The sequence below is a fragment of the Catenulispora yoronensis genome (assembly GCF_039531695.1).
In the GTDB taxonomy this organism is placed as follows: Bacteria; Actinomycetota; Actinomycetes; order Streptomycetales; family Catenulisporaceae; genus Catenulispora; species Catenulispora yoronensis.
Window position 1 is genome coordinate 1 of the sequence record NZ_BAAAQN010000045.1, and the last position, 15,960, is coordinate 15,960.

Here is a 15,960-nt window from a genome sequence, read left to right on the forward strand (position 1 = left end):
CTCGCCGCCGCCGGCGACATCGACCCGGCGGTGCACGGCGCCGCCGCCGCGCAGCCGCGATGGGCCGCCACCCCGGCCGCCGAGGGCGCCGCGGTCCTGCGCCGCGCCGCGCAACTGCTGGAGCAGCACCGCTCCGAGGCCGAGCAGTGGCTGATCCGCGAAGGCGGCTCGGTACGGGCCAAGGCCGACTTCGAGATCGGCTCCGCCCTCGACGAACTCTGGGTCGCCGCCTCGCTCCCGACCCAGCCCCACGGCGTGCTGCAACCGGCCGCGCCCGGCGCGACCTCGGTCGCGCGCCGCGTGCCGCTCGGCGTCGTCGGGGTGATCGCCCCGTGGAACGTCCCGATGGTCCTGTCGCTGCGGGCCGTCGCCCCCGCGCTCGCCCTCGGCAACACCGTCGTGCTCAAGCCGGACCCGCGCACCGCCGTCTCCGGCGGCGTCTTCCTGGCCCGCCTGTTCGAACAGGCCGGGCTGCCCGACGGCGTCCTGCACGTGCTGCCTGGCGACGCGGGCTGCGGCGCCGCGCTGGCCGCGCACCCCGGCGTCGCCGCGATCGCCTTCACCGGGTCCACCGCCGTCGGCCGCCAGATCGGCGAGACCGCCGGGCGCGCGCTCAAGCGGGCCCTGCTCGAACTCGGCGGCAACAACGCCCTGATCGTGCTCGACGACGCCGACCTGGACGCCGCCGCCTCGGCCGGCGCCTGGGGCTCGTTCCTGCACCAGGGCCAGATCTGCATGGCCGCCGGCCGCCACCTGGTGCACGAGGCCGTCGTCGACGACTATCTGGAGCGCCTCACCGCGCGGGCCGCGAAGCTCACCGTCGGCGACCCCTGGACCGGCCCGGCGGACCTGGGCCCGCTCATCGACTCCACGCAGCTGCGCCGCGTCGCCGGGATTGTCGACGCCTCGGTGGCCGCCGGCGCCCGGATCCGCACCGGCGGGACCTACGACGGCCTGTTCTACCAGCCCACCGTCCTGGGCGGCGTGACGCCCCGGATGCCGGCGTTCACCGAGGAGATCTTCGGTCCGGTCGCGCCGGTCATCGCCGTCCGCGACGACGAGCACGCGCTGGAACTGGCCAACAGCACCGATCACGGCCTGGTGGCGGCCGTCCAGACCGGCTCGGTGGCCCGCGGCGAGGCGCTCGCCGACCGGCTGCGCGCCGGAATGGTGCACATCAACGACCAGACGGTCAACGACGACGCCTTCGTGTCCTTCGGCGGCTGGGGCGCCTCCGGCAACGGCGCGCGCTTCGGTGCGCAGCACAGCTGGGACGACTTCACCCAGTGGCAGTGGGTCAGCGCGAAGCGCGAAGCACCGGTCTTCCCGTTCTGAACGTGGTGTCCGACAGGTGCCGTCCCTGAATCAGGGCTCTTGCCGAAGGGAAGCGAATGGGCCAGCCGGAGCAGCCGCGCGTCCGCTACGACAAGCGCGGCGCGGTCGCCCACGTGACCATCGACCGGCCGCACGTCCTCAACGCGATGGACCGGCGGACCCACGCCGAACTCGGCGAGATCTGGGACGACTACGAGGCCGACGACGCCCTGCGCGTCGCGGTCCTCACCGGCGCCGGCCCGCGCTCGTTCAGCGTCGGCCAGGACCTCAAAGAGCTCGCCGAGCTGGAGGCGGCCGGCCTCGCCGCGCCGTCGACCTTCGGCAGCCGCGGCAAACCCGGCTGGCCCCGGCTCACCGAGCGCTTCACCCTCTCCAAGCCGGTCGTGGCGCGCGTCAACGGCCTGGCCCTCGGCGGCGGCTTCGAGCTGGTGCTGGCCTGCGACATCGTGATCGCCGCGGCCGGCGCCGAATTCGCGCTGCCGGAAGCCCGCGTCGGCCTGATGGCCGGCGCCGGGGGAGTGTTCCGGCTGGTCCGCCAAGCCCCGCTCCGCGCCGCTATGGGCTACCTGCTCACCGGCCGGCGCATCACCGCCGACCGGGCCTACGAACTCGGCCTGGTCAACGAGGTCGTCCCGGACGACCAGCTCGACGTCTGCGTCGACGGTTGGGTCGCGGACCTGCTGGCCTGTGCGCCGCTCGCGGTGCGCGCGGCGAAGGAAGCCGCCTACCGCTCCGTGGACATGCCGCTCGAAGACGCGTTCTACCACCGCTTCGAGTGGGAGGAGCGGCGTATGCACAGCGCGGATGCCAAGGAAGGGCCCGCCGCCTTCGCGGAGAAGCGCGAGCCCCGTTGGCAGGGACGGTGACCGTCCCTGCCAACGGGGCCGGCAGCCGGGACCATCAGTCCTCTGGGACGCGCGGCGCCGAGGCGTGGCCGGTGATCGGGACGTCGATCAGGAACGGCTGATCGCCGGCCGCCGCCTTCGCGACCAGGTCGATCAAGTGCTCCGCGCTCTCGGCGCGCGCGGCCTGGATGCCGAAGAACTCCGCGACACGCGTGAAGTCCAGATGCGGCGGCGCCAGGTCCAGGCCGATGTAGCGGCCGGACGCCGTCGCCACGCTGTTCCAGGAGTCCAGCGTGTCCTTCAGCGTCCGGTACTCGCCGTTGTTCATCACCACGAACGTCACCGGGACCTCGTGGTGCGAGGCGGACCACAGGCCCTGCAAGCCGAACAGCGCGCAGCCGTCGCCCAGCACCGCGACCACCGGACGCGAGGGATCCCCGAGCCGGCTGCCGATCGCGGCGCCGATGCCCGATCCCAGCCCGCCGCCGACGGTATGGACATACGACTTGGGCAGGTCCAGGGAAAGCACCTGGCGCAGCTTCAGACCCGTCGTGATGGCCTCTTCCAGGACCACCGCGTCCGCCGGCAGCCCGGCCGCCACGGCGTGCGCGGCGGCGAGCGGATCCAACGGCGCCGGGCCGTAGCGGGCCCGAGCGTCCGCGTCCACACGCGCTCGCGTGGCCGCCGCCACGGCCGCCGCCTCGGCGATCCGGCTTGCCACGGCTTTGGCGTCGGCGATCCGGCCCGCCACGGCTTTGGCGTCGGCCTCGGCTTCGGCTTCGGCCTCGGAAACATTGCCGGCCAGCAGCCGCCCCAGCTCGGCCAGCGAGGGCCGCACCGCCCCGACCGTCCCGTACGCGACCCCGAAGTTCCGCCCGATCTCCGCCGGATCCGGATCGAGTTGCAGGATCCTGCAATGCTCCGGCACCAGCGGACCCGCGGTGTAGTGGTGCGGCATGAACGCGTGCGTGCCGACGATCAGGACCGTGTCATACGGGTCCAGAGCCTCCCGGAGGGCGCTCGCCGTGGCGCCGAGCATCCCCGCGTACAGCGGATGCGAGCCCGGGAAGTTGACGCCGTCGTACATCGGCTGCTGATACACCACCGCGCCGACCGCCTCGGCGACCGCTACCAGCTCCGCCACGGCCCCGTCCCGGCCCACGCCGTCACCGGCCACCAGCGCCGGGCGCCGGGCCGCGCGCAGCAGCTCGGCCAGCCGGGGCAGTCCGGCGGCCGGCCCCGGCGCGGCCACCGTCGACCGGTCCGGCACCGGCACCGGCTCCGGATCGGCGAGCACGTCCATCGGCACCGACAGGAACACCGGCCCGGCCGGCGGCGTGACCGCCGCGGCGAAGGCCCGGCGCAGCATTACCGGCAGGTCCGACGGACGGCGCACGTCAAAGGTCTGCTTCACCGCGGCGCGCGCCAGCCCGATCAGGTCGCCGGAGAGCATCGGGTCGGCCGCCAGGTGGCGCTGGTCCTGCTGCCCGGCGGTGACCACCAGCGGCGTGCGCGACCGGCTCGCGTTCAGCAGGCCGACCAGGCCGTTCGCCAGGCCCGCCGCGATGTGCAGGCTGACGAACGCCGGCCGGCCGGTGGCGCGGGCGTAGCCGTCGGCCATGGCGACCACCGAGCCCTCGTGCACGCCCAGGACGAACTCCAGATCCGGGGCGGACTGCAGGGCCTCCAGGAACGGCAGCTCGGTGGTGCCCGGGTTGCCGAAGACCCGGGTCACCCCCTCCTCCCGCAGGATCCTGATAAATGCCGCGGCCGCGGACTCCGCCGTCATCCGGCGCCTCCGGAACTCGCGGCGGTGAACCGGCCGACCTTGGCCAGGACGTCGTCGGCGTGGATTCGCAGCGCCTGCTGGAGCGCGAACTCGGCCAGGTAGATGCGGAACGCCTCGATCGGCTCGCGCGCCAGGGCCAGCATGTGCCGGTTCACCACGACCGCCGGCGCGGACAGGCGGCGCACCGTTTCCTCCAGCGCCGCGTCCATGTCCTCCGGCGCGACGACTTCGTCGATCAGCGCCGCCGCCTCCGGCTCGGTCACCGCGAGCTTGCGATCCCACAGGATCATCTGCGCCGGCAGGCGCCCGCCGACGCCGAGCCCCAGGCGCAGGTTCGAGACTCCGGGGATGATGCCCTCCTGCGCCGCCGGCAGGCTGACGAAGGCGTCCGAGGCCGCGATCACCCGGTCCAGGACCAGCAGGATCTGGGCGCCTCCGCCGATCGCGAACGCCTCCACGCCCGCAGCCCACGGTTTCGACAGCGGGGCCGGGGGCCAGCTCGGAGTCTGAAGCGGAGCGAGCCCGTGCTGCATCTTGTGCAGGTAGCCGATCTCCCGGCGCAGCAGGAAGCTGAGATAGGAGATCCGGCCCGCGTGCAGTTCCTTGAGGTTGATGCCCGCGCTGAAGACCCGCTTGCCCTGATAGCGCGGATGGCTCATCACCCCGCCGCGCAGCACCCCGACCCGCACCCGAGGATCGAGCAGCGCCAGGTCGACGGCCGTCTCCATGTCCTCGACGTGCTGGTTGTCCTCGGCGTTGAGACAGTGCTTGTTGACGATGGTCAGGTGCGCCCCCGGGCCGCGCCGCTCCAGATGCACGGCGGCCAGCCGCACCGAACCGGTGCGTCGGAACTCCGGCAGCAGCTCCAGCGCGCGGGCCGTCGGCCGCCGCATGCTCGCCAGCAGATGCGCGCCGGCGGTGGGGGAGGACAGGACGGCATGGCAGAAGATCGCCTGATCGATCTCCAGGCCCTCCTTGTCAGCCTGCTGACGACCCTCCTCGACGGCCATCCGCGCCGCCGTCGGCACCAGGCCCGGGAACCGCACCGCGGCCTCCGGCACCAGAGCCTCCAGACGCGGATGCGCGTCGCCGTTGTCCGTCAGCCGGTCGTAGACCGCCTCGACGTGGCGGCGCAGGAACGAGGTGCGCGCGGCACGGGCCGCGTCCAGCGCGGTCTGCGCAGTGTGCTGCTGCGCGGGCGTGCGCTCCGCGCGCGGCGGCAGCGTCTCCAGCGGGGCCTCGACGGCCTGGACGTAGTCGGCCAGCGCGATGGTGTCGCGGCCGAGCGAGCCCGACAGGCGCGGCGGCTCGGGCGGCGCCGGGTACTCGGCGTGTTCGGCGTGTTCGGGGTGCTCGGCGTACTCCGGGGAACCGGCCCGATCGGCCGCGCCCGGGGCGACGGAAGCCGCCCGCGGCGGCGCGATCCCCGTCATGACGGGTTTCCGCCGTCGGCGGAGCGGACCACCAGGGCCAGCGCGCGGTCGCAGGCGGACAGGTGCGCGCCGAGCGACTCCTCGTACTCGGTGGTGACCGCGTCGATCAGCAGTCTGCGACGGATCGCCAGATCCGGCCCGGTGGTCCCGGCCGCCAGCCCGATCGCGTCGGCCAGCGCCTCCTCGGCCGCCGGGCCGGCCGCCACCAGCTCGTCGACCAGCCCGATCTCCAGCGCCTCCTCGGCCCCGATCGGCAGCCCGAACAGCACCAGCCGGCGGGCCCGGGCCACCCCGATCTGCTGGGCCAGCCGGTGCACCGCCATCCCCGGCCACAGCGTCCCGTCCGCCTGCGACAGGTCCACCACCATGTCCTGGGTGGCGATCCGGTAGTCGGCCACCAGCATCGCCTCCATGCCCGGGCCGTTCAGCACGCCCTGCGTCAGCGCCACGATCGGCGTCGGCAGCCGCTCCAGCCGACGCAGCGCCTGCTCCCACTTGCTCACCTGGTGGATGCCGGTCTGCCCGGGCACGTGCACCCGGCCGCCGCCGGCCCGCAGCACCAGCACCGCGCGGTCGCCGGCCAGTTCGGCGTCGCGGGCCGCGCGCGAGGCGTGCTCGGTCAGCTCGGTCAGCTGCCCGAAGGTGCCGATCACGTTCAAAGGGATCTCCGTCACGTCGCGCGGCGACGGATGGGTGTCAGACAGGGTCGCAGTGCTCACGGCTGTGGTGCCTTCCTCGTCCAAGGGGGTCCCGCCCGCGGGCCGGGCGGGGGCGGAGCCTTCGGCTACCAGCGGATCAGGGCCAGCTCGATGGTCGAGCCGGGCCCCATCGTCATCAGCACGCCGATCTCGCCCGGCTCCGGGACGCGCTCCTTGAGCAGCCGGTCGTAGGAGAACAGGAACGAGCCGCTGGACAGGTTCCCGTAGTCCCGCAGCACACTGCGGGTGTGGCGCACGTCGTGCCGGGTCAGGCCGAGGTTGATCATCACCGAGTCGATGACCTTCTTGCCGCCGGAGTGCACCAGCCAGTGCGAGACGTCCTTGCGCAGCACGCCGGTGCCCTCCAGCAGCCGCTCCAGCGCGGTCTCGCAGTTGGCGCCGATCACGTACGGGATCTCGCGGTCCAGGAAGAACGAGAACTTGCCGTGCTCGTCGCTCCACTCGTAGCGCATGGCGTCCAGCGCCTCGGGGATCATCATGCTGGAGAACTTCAGCACCGCCGGACCGGCCGGCGCCTCGAGCTCGGCCGTGCCCGGGTCGGTGACGATCGCGGCTGCCGCCGCGCCGTCGCCGAACAGGCTGTTCACGACCGCGCTGCGCATGGTGCCGTCCATCACGTAGGCGGCCGAGCACACCTCCACGCACGCCATCACCGCCAGCCGGCCGGGATTGGCCCGGCTCCACGCCGTCGTCGCGATCAGACCGTTGAGACCGGCGTTGCAGCCCATCCCGACCACGTCCAGGCGGCCGCAGTGCGGGCTGAGGTTCAGCGCGCGCAGCAGCAGGGCACTGAAACCCGGGGTCAGGAAGCCGGTCGAGGTGACACAGACCAGGTAGCCGATGTCGGACAGGTCGGCGCCGATCTCCTTGACGCAGTCGGTCACCGCCGCCACGCCCATCGCGATGCCTTGCGTGGTGTGCTTGCGCAGCAGCCCGCCCTGGCTCTCCGGGGGGCGCGTCCCGGGCCCGGTCTCCGGCGGCAGGCTCAGATGCCGCCGCTCGATGGCGCTGTTGCGGAAGACGGAGGCGATGCGCGGATCCTCGATGGACATCATGTCGAGCAGGTCGTCCTGGGAGTAGGACTCCCCGACGACGGCGTTGCCCACACCGATGATCCGCGCCGGCCGCTCGGCCGGTGCCTCCAGGGTAGAAACAATCATGTCGCGAGCTCGCTTCCCGTGCCGAGAGCCATTCGGCGACCGCGCGGCGCGCGGCGGCCGGATGCGGTGTCGGTCCGTCCGCGCGGGGAGCGGGGGAGGACGGCGCGTGCGCCCCACCAGGAGCTTGTCGCGGTGAATACGAGCCCGACGACCCATGCCGGGAGCAACGGTATCCACGGCCTCGGCGCCGCCGACACCCCTAGCTCGACCGTTAGTGGTGCGCGGCGGTAAGGGTCGGCGAAGGGTGCGCAGGTCATCGCCCGCCTGCCGGGCGCCCGGGCGCCGGAGTCGGCCGCACCCGGCCCGACCACCCCCGGGGGCATTCGATCTGGGGTGCGATAGGGGTCTGCCCGGTTCGGGCCGCCGGGTAGCGTTCGAACCGGATTCGGCCCGCGGTTGTGCCTTCCCCACTTTATTCGACGCTCCTCGATTTTCGCTGGAGCCCGGGACGTCGAAGCCGATGGCGGGGAACGCGCGGGCCGCCTATGCGGGAAGCCGCGGGGAGTCGGCTTGCACGCAGGCAGGAATCGATGAATCGGGGTGACGGCGAACGATGTTGACGGTTGACGAGGACGACGGGCTCACCACCCTCTCCGACCTCTTGGAGCGCTGCCGGGACGGCAACCAGCAGATAGCGATGGTGTCCGGCGCGGTGGGCATGGGCAAGACCCGGCTGGTCCACACCTTCGCCGAGCACGTGCTCGGCGCCGGCGGCCGGTTCTGCGAGGCCACCGCCTCGCGGGTGGAACGGGGCCTGCAGTTCGGCGTGCTCAGCCAGCTCTTTCTCAGTCCCGCGCTGCCCGCCTGGGTCCGGGAGCGGGCCACCGGGCAGCTGGCGGTGCGCACCGTGCTCACCGGCCGGGACGAGATCGACCCGCTCGGCGGCGACGAGGCCATCGTCTCCGGGGTCGCGCACAATCTCAGCGCCCTGATCCTGGACATGTTCGAGGAGACCGGCCGGACCCTGGTGCTCGCCGTCGACGACGCGCAGCACGCCGACCCGGCCTCCCTGCGCTGCCTGGCCTCGGTCGCCAACCGGCTGCGGCGGGCCCCGATGTTCCTGCTGGTGACGGCGGCCAACGGGGCGCAGCCGCTGGACCCGACCTTCCTGGCCGACCTGCCCCCGGCGCGCAGCCGGCGGATCCGGCTGCGCCCGCTGGGCCCGGGCCCGGTCCAGGCCCTGCTGGCCGCCCAGGTCGGGGACGCGGCCGCGGTCCGCCTGGCCCCGGACTGCCTGCGCCTGTCCGGCGGCAACCCGGCCATCGTCCGGGGCCTGATCGAGGACCTGCGGCACCAGCCCGCCGAGGCGGCGCTGCGGGTGGGCGCGGAGACCACCGCCGCCCTGGTGGGGATCCTGCACCGGTCGGACCCGGCGCTGCTGCGCGCGGCGCAGTGGTCCGCGCTGGTCGCCGAGCAGACCTCGGTGGCCACCACCGCCCGGCTGGCCGGACAGGACCTGGGCACCATGGAGCGGATGCTGGACCTGCTGGAGCAGGGCGGCGTGCTGCGGGAAGGACGGTTCCGGGAGCCGGCGCTGCGCAAGGCGGTGCTGGACGGCCTCACGCCCGATCAGCGTGCTGATATGCACGCCGCGGCCGCCGAGGCGCTGTGGCTGGAGGGCGCGCGGGCCTCGGTGATCGCCGACCATCTGCTGCTGGCCGGCCGGCACGACGGGGTCTGGACCGCCGCGGTGCTCAACGAGGCGGCCGAGCAGGCCCTGGCGGACGCCGAGGTCGGCAGCGCGCTGGGCTATCTGCGGCTGGCGCACAGTCTGGCCACCGACGAGACGACGCGGACCCAGACCCGCGGGCTGCTGTCCCGCGCCGAGTGGCGCATCGACCCGGCCCTGGCCATGCGGCACCACGGGTACCCCACGAGCGCGGAGCTCGGCGATCTGACGCACGACGGCACGATCCTGACGCGAGTCAGTGGTCTGCTGTGGTTCGGACGCGCCGAGGAGGCCGGCCAGGCGATGCGCCAAGCAGCCGCGCGCGGCGGCGAGGATCCCCGCTACCGGGCCCGGCTGGACGCCCACCGCGCCTGGTCCTCGCTGCTGTTCCCGGGCCGGGCCGAAGCGGTCGGCGTCGAGGAGCTCGCGGCCCGCTTCCACCTCGGCGGGGCGGCGAGCGGCGTGACCGGCGGGGCCGCGAACGTCGCGCTCGCGCTGACCGTCGGCATGCTCACCGACGAGACCGGCGAGTCGGCGACGGTCGCGGAGCGGGTGCTGCACGAGTTCCGGCTGGAGGAGCGCACGCTGCCGGTGCTGCTGTCGGCGGTGATCGCGCTGAGCTTCGGCGGGCGGCTCGACGAGGCCGGGAAATGGGCCGATCTGTTGCAGCAGAACGCCGCCGAGCACCGGGCGCCGACGTGGAACGCGCTGTTCACCGTCGCCCGGGCCCTGACCGCGCTGCGCCAGGGCGACGTGACGCTGGCCGAGATCCGGGCCCGCGAAGCCCTGGAACTGAACCCGGCCGGCAGCTGGGGCGTCTCGGTGGGCCTGCCACTCAGTGTGCTGCTTCAGGCCTGCACCGCGATGGGCCGCTACAACGAGGCGTTCAACCACTTGCGGACCCCGGTACCGGACGCGGTGTTCGAGACACCCTTCGGACTGCTGTATTTGCAGGCGCAGGGGCGAGTCCACTACGCCCGCGAGGACTTGAGCAGCGCCCTGCGGGACTTCGAGACCGTCGGACGGCTGGCCGGCGAGTGGCGGATGGACTACCCGGCGCTGGTGCCGTGGCGGACCGACGCCGCGCTGACACTGTTGCGGATGGACGAACCCCAGGCCGCGCACGACCTGGTCAACGAACAACTGAAGCTGCTGACGCCGCGGCACACCCGGGAACGGGGGATCTCGCTGCGGGTGCTCGCGGCGTGCAGCGATCCGGCGAAACGTCCGCTGCGGCTGAGCCAGGCGGTCAAGGAACTGCAAGTCAGCGGGGACCGGCTGGAGCTCGCCTACGCGCTGGCCGACCTCGGCGTCGCCTACCACGCGCTGGGCGAGATCAGCCAGGCCCGCCGGATCAGCCAGCGTGCGTTCCAGATCGCGCGGCAGTGCGGCGCGCGGGCACTTACCGGCTCGCTGCTGCCACAGACGGACGCCGTACAGGCGGCCGAGGAAGCGGCCGAGCGTCAGGGGTCGAAGCCGGGGTCGGCTTTGAGCCAGGCCGAACGTCGAGTGGCCGCCCTGGCCGCGGACGGGTATACCAATCGGCAGATCGCCGGGAAGCTGTTTATTACCGTGAGCACGGTGGAGCAGCATTTGACGAAGGTGTACAGCAAACTGAATGTGACACGGCGGCATGATCTGCCGTTCGGGTTGCATCGCGAAGCGGCCGGATGGGGCGCCGTTGTTCCGCATGCTCAGTGACATGATCGCCGATTCTGATTCTTGCTGCCGGATAAAGACGATTTGAGGCTTGGTCATGGTTGTTAAGGCGAGTGGAAGCGACACTTGGATACGCCGATTTCATCCGGCGGACGCGGCGGCCCCGCGCCTGCTCTGTCTGGCGCACGCCGGCGGCTCGGCGAGCTTCTACTATCCGGTGTCGAAGGAGCTGAGCCCGGGGATCGAGGTGCTGGTCGTCCAGTACCCGGGGCGGCAGGACCGGCGGCTGGAGCCGTGCGTCGAGGACCTCGGCGTGCTGGCCGATCAGGTGTGCGAGGCGCTGGAACCGTGGATCGGGGACGGCCAGGCCCCGGTCGCCGTCTTCGGGCACAGCCTGGGCGCGACCCTGGGGTACGAGGTCGCCGTGCGGCTGGAGCGGGCCAAGGCCCGGGTCTCGCACCTGTTCGCGTCCGGGCGGCGCGCGCCGTCGACGTACCGCGACGAGCGGGTCCACGAGCGGGACGACGCCGGGATCATCAGTGAACTGCGACTGCTGGAGGGCACCGAGCTCGGACTGCTGGAGAACCCCGAGACCCGCGCGATGCTGATGCCGGCGATCCGCGGCGACTACACGGCGATCGAGGCGTATCGGCACACGCCGGGGGTGGTGCTGGAGTGCCCGGTGACGGTGCTGACCGGGGACCGGGACCCGAAGACCAGCCTGGAGGAGGCCAAGGCCTGGGCCGAGCACACCTCGGGGCGGTTCGAGATGAAGGTGTACACCGGCGGGCACTTCTTCTTGCTCCAGCATGTGGCGGAAGTGCTGGACGTGATTCGGACCGAGGTGGGGTGAGCGCGGTGTGAGCCCGGGTCTCCCGGGCTCGGTGGATCCGGCGCCGGGTCGCGGCCGCCTTCGGGCGCTCGCGGCCCGGCGCCGTCCCGCGCACCCCTCTTGGGATGGGACGACACCGGGCCGCAACCCGTTGGTCGCAGCGGCCCCACAGACCGCCGCCTCGCAGGTCGGAGAGCGAGGTCGGGCCTGCCGGCCGCGAACCGCGGCCCCCAGTCGTCAGTCTCCTGACGCGAAGACTACGGACTCCCCGTCCCGCGCCACACCCCAGCTTTCCGGCGGTGGTCCGGACTGGGGTGGGGCGCAGGGAGAACAGGGGTGGCGGTGGGGGTGGTGTGTCGTCGGCGGGGGTACGGCGGGCGTCCGCGGCCGCCGCTGTCAGGCGAAAACATGACGGAACCGATTTACGTCCGTCAGGCCTCTCACAGCACGAGAACGAGCCCCCGGCACCCCCGTCACAACCTGCTCCGCACCCACTTTCACCACGCGGGATATGCCCGAAACGTTCATGCAACCGCGACCTACTACGGTGCCTGTAGTAACGCTGGCTTCTGTATATAGTCAGCATGTTAGGTCAGATTTCTCCACCATCGGGTGGGACGTGCACCCCTTCTTACTGACTGGTCGGTAGGGACGCGGTGGGGCAAAACGATCCTGACCGACGGAGGGCCCGCGTAGGATGTAAGGAGGTTGGTCTGTTGCATACAACGTCGAATAATCGCTGACTTTCAGACGTGCGGAGGCGAGGGGGAGCGGCAACTTGACGTTCGACAGGTTGTTGATTTCATCAGCCGACCGATGGCATGGCGAATGAGGGGGGACGGTGCCATGGAATCGAACGGGGACCTGGCGGACGCCGACTGGCTGGCGGCGCGTATCGAGGCCGATCACGAGCGGATTCTGGAGCGCTACCGGGAGCAGATGACGGCCTCGGGCAACGCGCTGGTGCAGGACGACGAGGCTCTGGCCCAGGCGATGACGAACGCCGGGCAGGTGCTGGAGGACGTGGCGGCGAGTCTGCGCGCCGGGCGGGTGCGCATCGGGGACGGGTATCAGGCGATCGCCTGGGACATCGGGCTGACGCGGGCGGCCCGCGGGGTCAACCCCGGCGCCTCGCTGCAGTCGGCCTCGCTGATGTTCCGGACGGTGCTGGACGCCGTCGCGCGGGTGCTTGAGGAACGGCCTGAGGCTTTCGGCCTGATCGTGACCGCGACCGTGGCCCTGGAACGCAGCATCATGCTGCGGGTCCGGACGGCCATCGCCGGCTATACGGGGTTTCTCCTGAATCAGATCCATGACGCGCAAGTCACCGAACGGCGCCGGATCGCCCGGGATCTGCACGACCGGATCGGCCACTCGATCAGCGTCACCCACCGGCAGCTCGAACTGTTCGACATGTACTCCGAGGTGGACTCCGGCAAGGCGAGCCAGAAGGTCGAGGCGGCGCAGCGCGCCGTCGTGGAGTCGATGCAGCATCTGCGCGCCTTCACGTCGGACCTGTACGAGTTCCACTCGTTGAAGAGTCTGGAGAGCGCGCTGAAGCAGTACGTCGACAGCGGCGCCGGGGAGGGGGTGCACATCCGGATCCGGGTCGAGGGGGACGAGAGCTGGGCCGCCCCGGAGATCGTCGACGAGGTCTTCCTGGTGCTGCGGGAAGCGGCTCGCAATGCCCTGCGGCACGGGAGCCCGTCCACGATCGTCATCAACGTGGACATCACGCCCCAGGAGCTGCGGGCGTTCGTGGAGGACGACGGCGAGGGGTTCGACGTCCACGACCGGGGCGACGGGTTCGGTATCAGCTCGATGCGGGAGCGGGCCCGGCTGCTGGGCGGCACCCTGCACCTGCGCAGCAGGATGGGGAAGGGCACGCACGTGGACTTGGTGATTCCCCTGGAGGGACGGGACGCCGGCGATGTCGCAGGGAGGTGAGGGCCCGGTCTGCGACGGCCCGAGCGACCGCCGGATCACGGTGCTGCTGGTCGACGACCACGTGCTGGTGCGCGAGGGGGTCCGGGAGATCCTGTCGGTCGAGGAGGACATCCGGGTGGTCGGCGAGGCCGCGCACAGCGAGGAGGCGCTGGCCCGGGTGGTGGAGCGGCGGCCGGACATCGTCCTGCTCGACGTCGAGATCCCGGGCCGCCGGACCACCGACACCGTCGCCCGGATGCGGCGGGACAGCCCGTCGAGCCGGATCATCATGCTGAGCATGTACGACCCGCCGATCATCCTCAGAGAACTGATATCGGAGGGGATCAGCGGCTACCTGCTCAAGAGCGTGGACCGCAAGGAGCTGGTGGCCGCGATCCGCAGCGTGCACCTGGCCCCGGAGCGGATGGTGCTCTCGATCTCCCGGGAGAGCCTGGCGCAGCTGCACCGGACCGCCGGACCGCAGCTGTCCGAGCCGCAGCTGGCGGTGCTGCGGCTGGTCGCCGGCGCGCTGAGCAACCGGCAGATCGCCAGCCGGATGCAGGTCTCCGAGGCGACGGTGAAGCGGCACCTGCACAGCGTGTTCACCAAGCTCGGGGCGGTGTCCCGGATCGACGCGGTGAACAAGGCCACGGCCGCCGGCCTGATAACGGGGGATCCGGGTGACAATGCCTGGACACCCGACGGCTGAGGCAGCTGTGCCGACGGAATCAGGCCCTTTATAGGGGGCTGCTGATCCGGAAGCCGGGGTTGTGGCCTCCTCGTGGCGCACTTAGCGTGGCCGCCCGAGAACCGTCAGCGACATGAGGAGGGCCGCGTGGACACCGTCACGCAGCCGTTGCGACTCACCATCCTGGGTGCGGGCGCCACTGGAGCGGGCCTGGCCCGCGTCGCGGTCCACCGGGGCATCCCGGTGGTGCTGGTGGACCCCGGGCGCCGGGTGCTGGAGCGGGCCGCGGCCGCGATCGCCGAGGCGGCCGGCGCCGGCCCGGCCCGGCGGCTGCTGCGCGTCACCGGGTCGGTGGCCGACGGCGGGGACGCCACGATGGTCGTCGAGGCCGTCACCGAGAGCGCCGTGGCCAAGACCCGGGCCTTCGCCCAGGCCTGCGCGGTCTTCGCCGCCGGCACGCCGCTGGCCTCGTGCTCCTCGGCCATCCCGATCGAGGAGCTGGCCGACTGGAGCGGGCGCCCCCCGGACCTGGTCGGCACCCACTTCCCGAACCCGGCCTGCGACGGCGTGGAGGTGACCCGGGGCCGCCGGACCTCCGAGCACGCCGTGGCCTCGGCCCGGGCCCTGGTCCTGGCGCTGGGGCTGCGGCCGGTGCTGATCGGCGAGCAGCCCGGGTTCGTCGGGGCCCGGCTCCAGTACCCGCTGATCAACGCCGCCGCCGGACTGGTCGGGCGCGGGGCGCGGGCGGCCAGCGTGGACGCGGTGATGGGCAGCTGCTACGGGCACACCGTCGGGCCGCTGCGGGCCGCCGACCTGATCGGCATCGACACCCTGGTGCTGACCCTGGACGAGCTCTACACCCGCACCGGCGACGAGTCCTGCCGGCCCAGCCCGGTGCTGCTCGACATGCTTCAGGACGGCGCGCTCGGACGCAAGGCCGGCCGAGGGTTCTACCAGTACTGCTGATCGGGCTTCCGCACATGGATTACAAGGGCTCTGCTTTCCCGCGCCTCCGTTACGCCGCGCCGATGTCCGCACGCCGGCCGCCGCTGCCGGCGCCGCCGCCACTATCCGCCCGGATAATCGAGGCCGACGCCCCTAGACCGGGTTCCGGGCGGTTACGCCGGCGGTGGCCCGATGCCTACCGTGGCGCCATGGACAGTGCCCAGACCCCGGTCGAGACGCCGCCGCACCTCGCGGCCAGAGCCCTGATCGCCGAGATCGTCCCGGCCCCGGCCGAGTGCGTGGACACCCGCGAGGAACTCGACGCCGAGCTGCTGGCCGGGGAGCTGGAGCACATCGCCCGGGCCGTGCCCTCCCGCCGGGCCGAGTTCGTGTCCGGGCGGACCTGCGCGCGGCTGGCGCTGGCCCGGCTGGGCCTGGGGCCGCGGCCGATCCTGGCCGGTGCGCGGGGCGAACCGAAGTGGCCGCGCGGCATCGTCGGCAGCATCACGCACTGCGCCGGCTACCGGGGCGCGGTCGTGGCCCGCTCGGCGCAGATCGCCTCGGTCGGCATCGACGCCGAGCCGAACGCCGCGCTGCCGGAGGGCGTGCTGGACGCCATCAGCCTGCCCGCCGAACAAGCCTGGATCGAACGATTGTCAACGACCCACCAGGGTGTGAGCTGGGACCGCCTGCTGTTCTCGGCGAAGGAGGCCGTTTACAAGGCCTGGTACCCGCTGACCCTGCGCTGGCTCGACTTCGTGGACGCCGCGGTCACCGTCGAGCCCGAGCGCGGACGGTTCACCGCCAAGCTGCGCACCGGCGGGCCGGTGGTCGGCGGCCGCGAGGTGTCCGAGTTCTCCGGGCGCTGGGTGGTCCGCGAGAACCTGATCCTGGCCGCAGTCACCGTCCCGCCGAGGGTGCCAAACCGGGGCGGGGTATAACTTTCGATCCCCTTGCCGG

12 protein-coding genes are annotated in these 15,960 nt (G+C 72.5%); 8 read left to right on the forward strand and 4 right to left on the reverse strand.

Features of this window, described 5'->3' with window-relative positions:
• Both ABD481_RS30420 and dpgD read left to right on the forward strand, forming a co-directional pair.
• Positions 1 to 1,335, forward strand: a 1,335-nt coding sequence (locus ABD481_RS30420; protein WP_344669241.1) for an aldehyde dehydrogenase family protein, incomplete at its 5' end; no start/stop codon positions are given.
• 56 nt (positions 1,336 to 1,391) lie between these two features.
• The gene (dpgD, locus tag ABD481_RS30425) at positions 1,392 to 2,201 is read left to right on the forward strand and encodes an enoyl-CoA-hydratase DpgD (RefSeq protein WP_344669242.1); all 810 of its coding nucleotides are present in this window, start codon (positions 1,392 to 1,394) and stop codon (positions 2,199 to 2,201) included.
• A 34-nt stretch (positions 2,202 to 2,235) separates the two neighbouring features.
• Here the strand turns inward: dpgD and ABD481_RS30430 are convergent, their stop codons facing one another.
• From ABD481_RS30430 to dpgA, 4 genes are all read right to left on the reverse strand, one after another.
• Entirely contained in the window at positions 2,236 to 3,969 is a 1,734-nt protein-coding gene (locus ABD481_RS30430) for a thiamine pyrophosphate-binding protein (protein WP_344669243.1), read from the reverse strand.
• The gene (dpgC, locus tag ABD481_RS30435) at positions 3,966 to 5,402 is read right to left on the reverse strand and encodes a (3,5-dihydroxyphenyl)acetyl-CoA 1,2-dioxygenase DpgC (protein WP_344669244.1); all 1,437 of its coding nucleotides are present in this window, start codon (positions 5,400 to 5,402) and stop codon (positions 3,966 to 3,968) included. The genes ABD481_RS30430 and dpgC overlap by 4 nt, the downstream gene beginning before the upstream one ends.
• Positions 5,399 to 6,121 carry an enoyl-CoA-hydratase DpgB gene (dpgB, locus tag ABD481_RS30440; RefSeq protein ID WP_344669245.1) on the reverse strand — a complete coding sequence of 241 codons (723 nt, stop codon included), beginning with the start codon at positions 6,119 to 6,121 and terminating at the stop codon, positions 5,399 to 5,401. The genes dpgC and dpgB overlap by 4 nt, the downstream gene beginning before the upstream one ends.
• A gap of 65 nt (positions 6,122 to 6,186) precedes the next feature.
• Positions 6,187 to 7,281 carry a 3,5-dihydroxyphenylacetyl-CoA synthase DpgA gene (gene dpgA / locus ABD481_RS30445; RefSeq protein WP_344669246.1) on the reverse strand — a complete coding sequence of 365 codons (1,095 nt, stop codon included), beginning with the start codon at positions 7,279 to 7,281 and terminating at the stop codon, positions 6,187 to 6,189.
• A gap of 553 nt (positions 7,282 to 7,834) precedes the next feature.
• Here dpgA and ABD481_RS30450 point away from each other — a divergent pair.
• The 6 genes from ABD481_RS30450 (at position 7,835) to ABD481_RS30475 (ending at position 15,941) form a co-directional block, all read left to right on the forward strand.
• Complete coding sequence (locus ABD481_RS30450) at positions 7,835 to 10,651, forward strand: helix-turn-helix transcriptional regulator (RefSeq protein WP_344669247.1); 2,817 nt, start codon at positions 7,835 to 7,837, stop codon at positions 10,649 to 10,651.
• A 55-nt stretch (positions 10,652 to 10,706) separates the two neighbouring features.
• Positions 10,707 to 11,462: a thioesterase II family protein gene (locus ABD481_RS30455; protein WP_344669248.1), complete on the forward strand. Its 756-nt coding sequence runs from the start codon at positions 10,707 to 10,709 to the stop codon at positions 11,460 to 11,462.
• Positions 11,463 to 12,287: 825 nt separating this feature from the next.
• Complete coding sequence (locus ABD481_RS30460) at positions 12,288 to 13,388, forward strand: sensor histidine kinase (protein ID WP_344669249.1); 1,101 nt, start codon at positions 12,288 to 12,290, stop codon at positions 13,386 to 13,388.
• Positions 13,372 to 14,076: a response regulator gene (locus tag ABD481_RS30465; protein WP_344669250.1), complete on the forward strand. Its 705-nt coding sequence runs from the start codon at positions 13,372 to 13,374 to the stop codon at positions 14,074 to 14,076. The genes ABD481_RS30460 and ABD481_RS30465 overlap by 17 nt, the downstream gene beginning before the upstream one ends.
• A gap of 126 nt (positions 14,077 to 14,202) precedes the next feature.
• Positions 14,203 to 15,021 carry a 3-hydroxyacyl-CoA dehydrogenase family protein gene (locus ABD481_RS30470; RefSeq protein ID WP_344669251.1) on the forward strand — a complete coding sequence of 273 codons (819 nt, stop codon included), beginning with the start codon at positions 14,203 to 14,205 and terminating at the stop codon, positions 15,019 to 15,021.
• Positions 15,022 to 15,209: 188 nt separating this feature from the next.
• Positions 15,210 to 15,941: a 4'-phosphopantetheinyl transferase family protein gene (locus ABD481_RS30475; protein WP_344669252.1), complete on the forward strand. Its 732-nt coding sequence runs from the start codon at positions 15,210 to 15,212 to the stop codon at positions 15,939 to 15,941.
• Positions 15,942 to 15,960 lie beyond the last annotated feature (19 nt).

Excerpts from the sequence above, each read along its gene's own strand:
- dpgD (WP_344669242.1), top strand. The coding sequence starts at position 1,392 with ATGGGCCAGCCGGAGCAGCCGCGCGTCCGCTACGACAAGCGCGGCGCG.
- ABD481_RS30430 (WP_344669243.1), bottom strand. The coding sequence starts at position 3,969 with ATGACGGCGGAGTCCGCGGCCGCGGCATTTATCAGGATCCTGCGGGAG.
- dpgC (WP_344669244.1), bottom strand. The coding sequence starts at position 5,402 with ATGACGGGGATCGCGCCGCCGCGGGCGGCTTCCGTCGCCCCGGGCGCG.
- dpgA (WP_344669246.1), bottom strand. The coding sequence starts at position 7,281 with ATGATTGTTTCTACCCTGGAGGCACCGGCCGAGCGGCCGGCGCGGATC.
- ABD481_RS30450 (WP_344669247.1), top strand. The coding sequence starts at position 7,835 with ATGTTGACGGTTGACGAGGACGACGGGCTCACCACCCTCTCCGACCTC.
- ABD481_RS30455 (WP_344669248.1), top strand. The coding sequence starts at position 10,707 with ATGGTTGTTAAGGCGAGTGGAAGCGACACTTGGATACGCCGATTTCAT.
- ABD481_RS30460 (WP_344669249.1), top strand. The coding sequence starts at position 12,288 with ATGGAATCGAACGGGGACCTGGCGGACGCCGACTGGCTGGCGGCGCGT.
- ABD481_RS30465 (WP_344669250.1), top strand. The coding sequence starts at position 13,372 with ATGTCGCAGGGAGGTGAGGGCCCGGTCTGCGACGGCCCGAGCGACCGC.
- ABD481_RS30475 (WP_344669252.1), top strand. The coding sequence starts at position 15,210 with ATGGACAGTGCCCAGACCCCGGTCGAGACGCCGCCGCACCTCGCGGCC.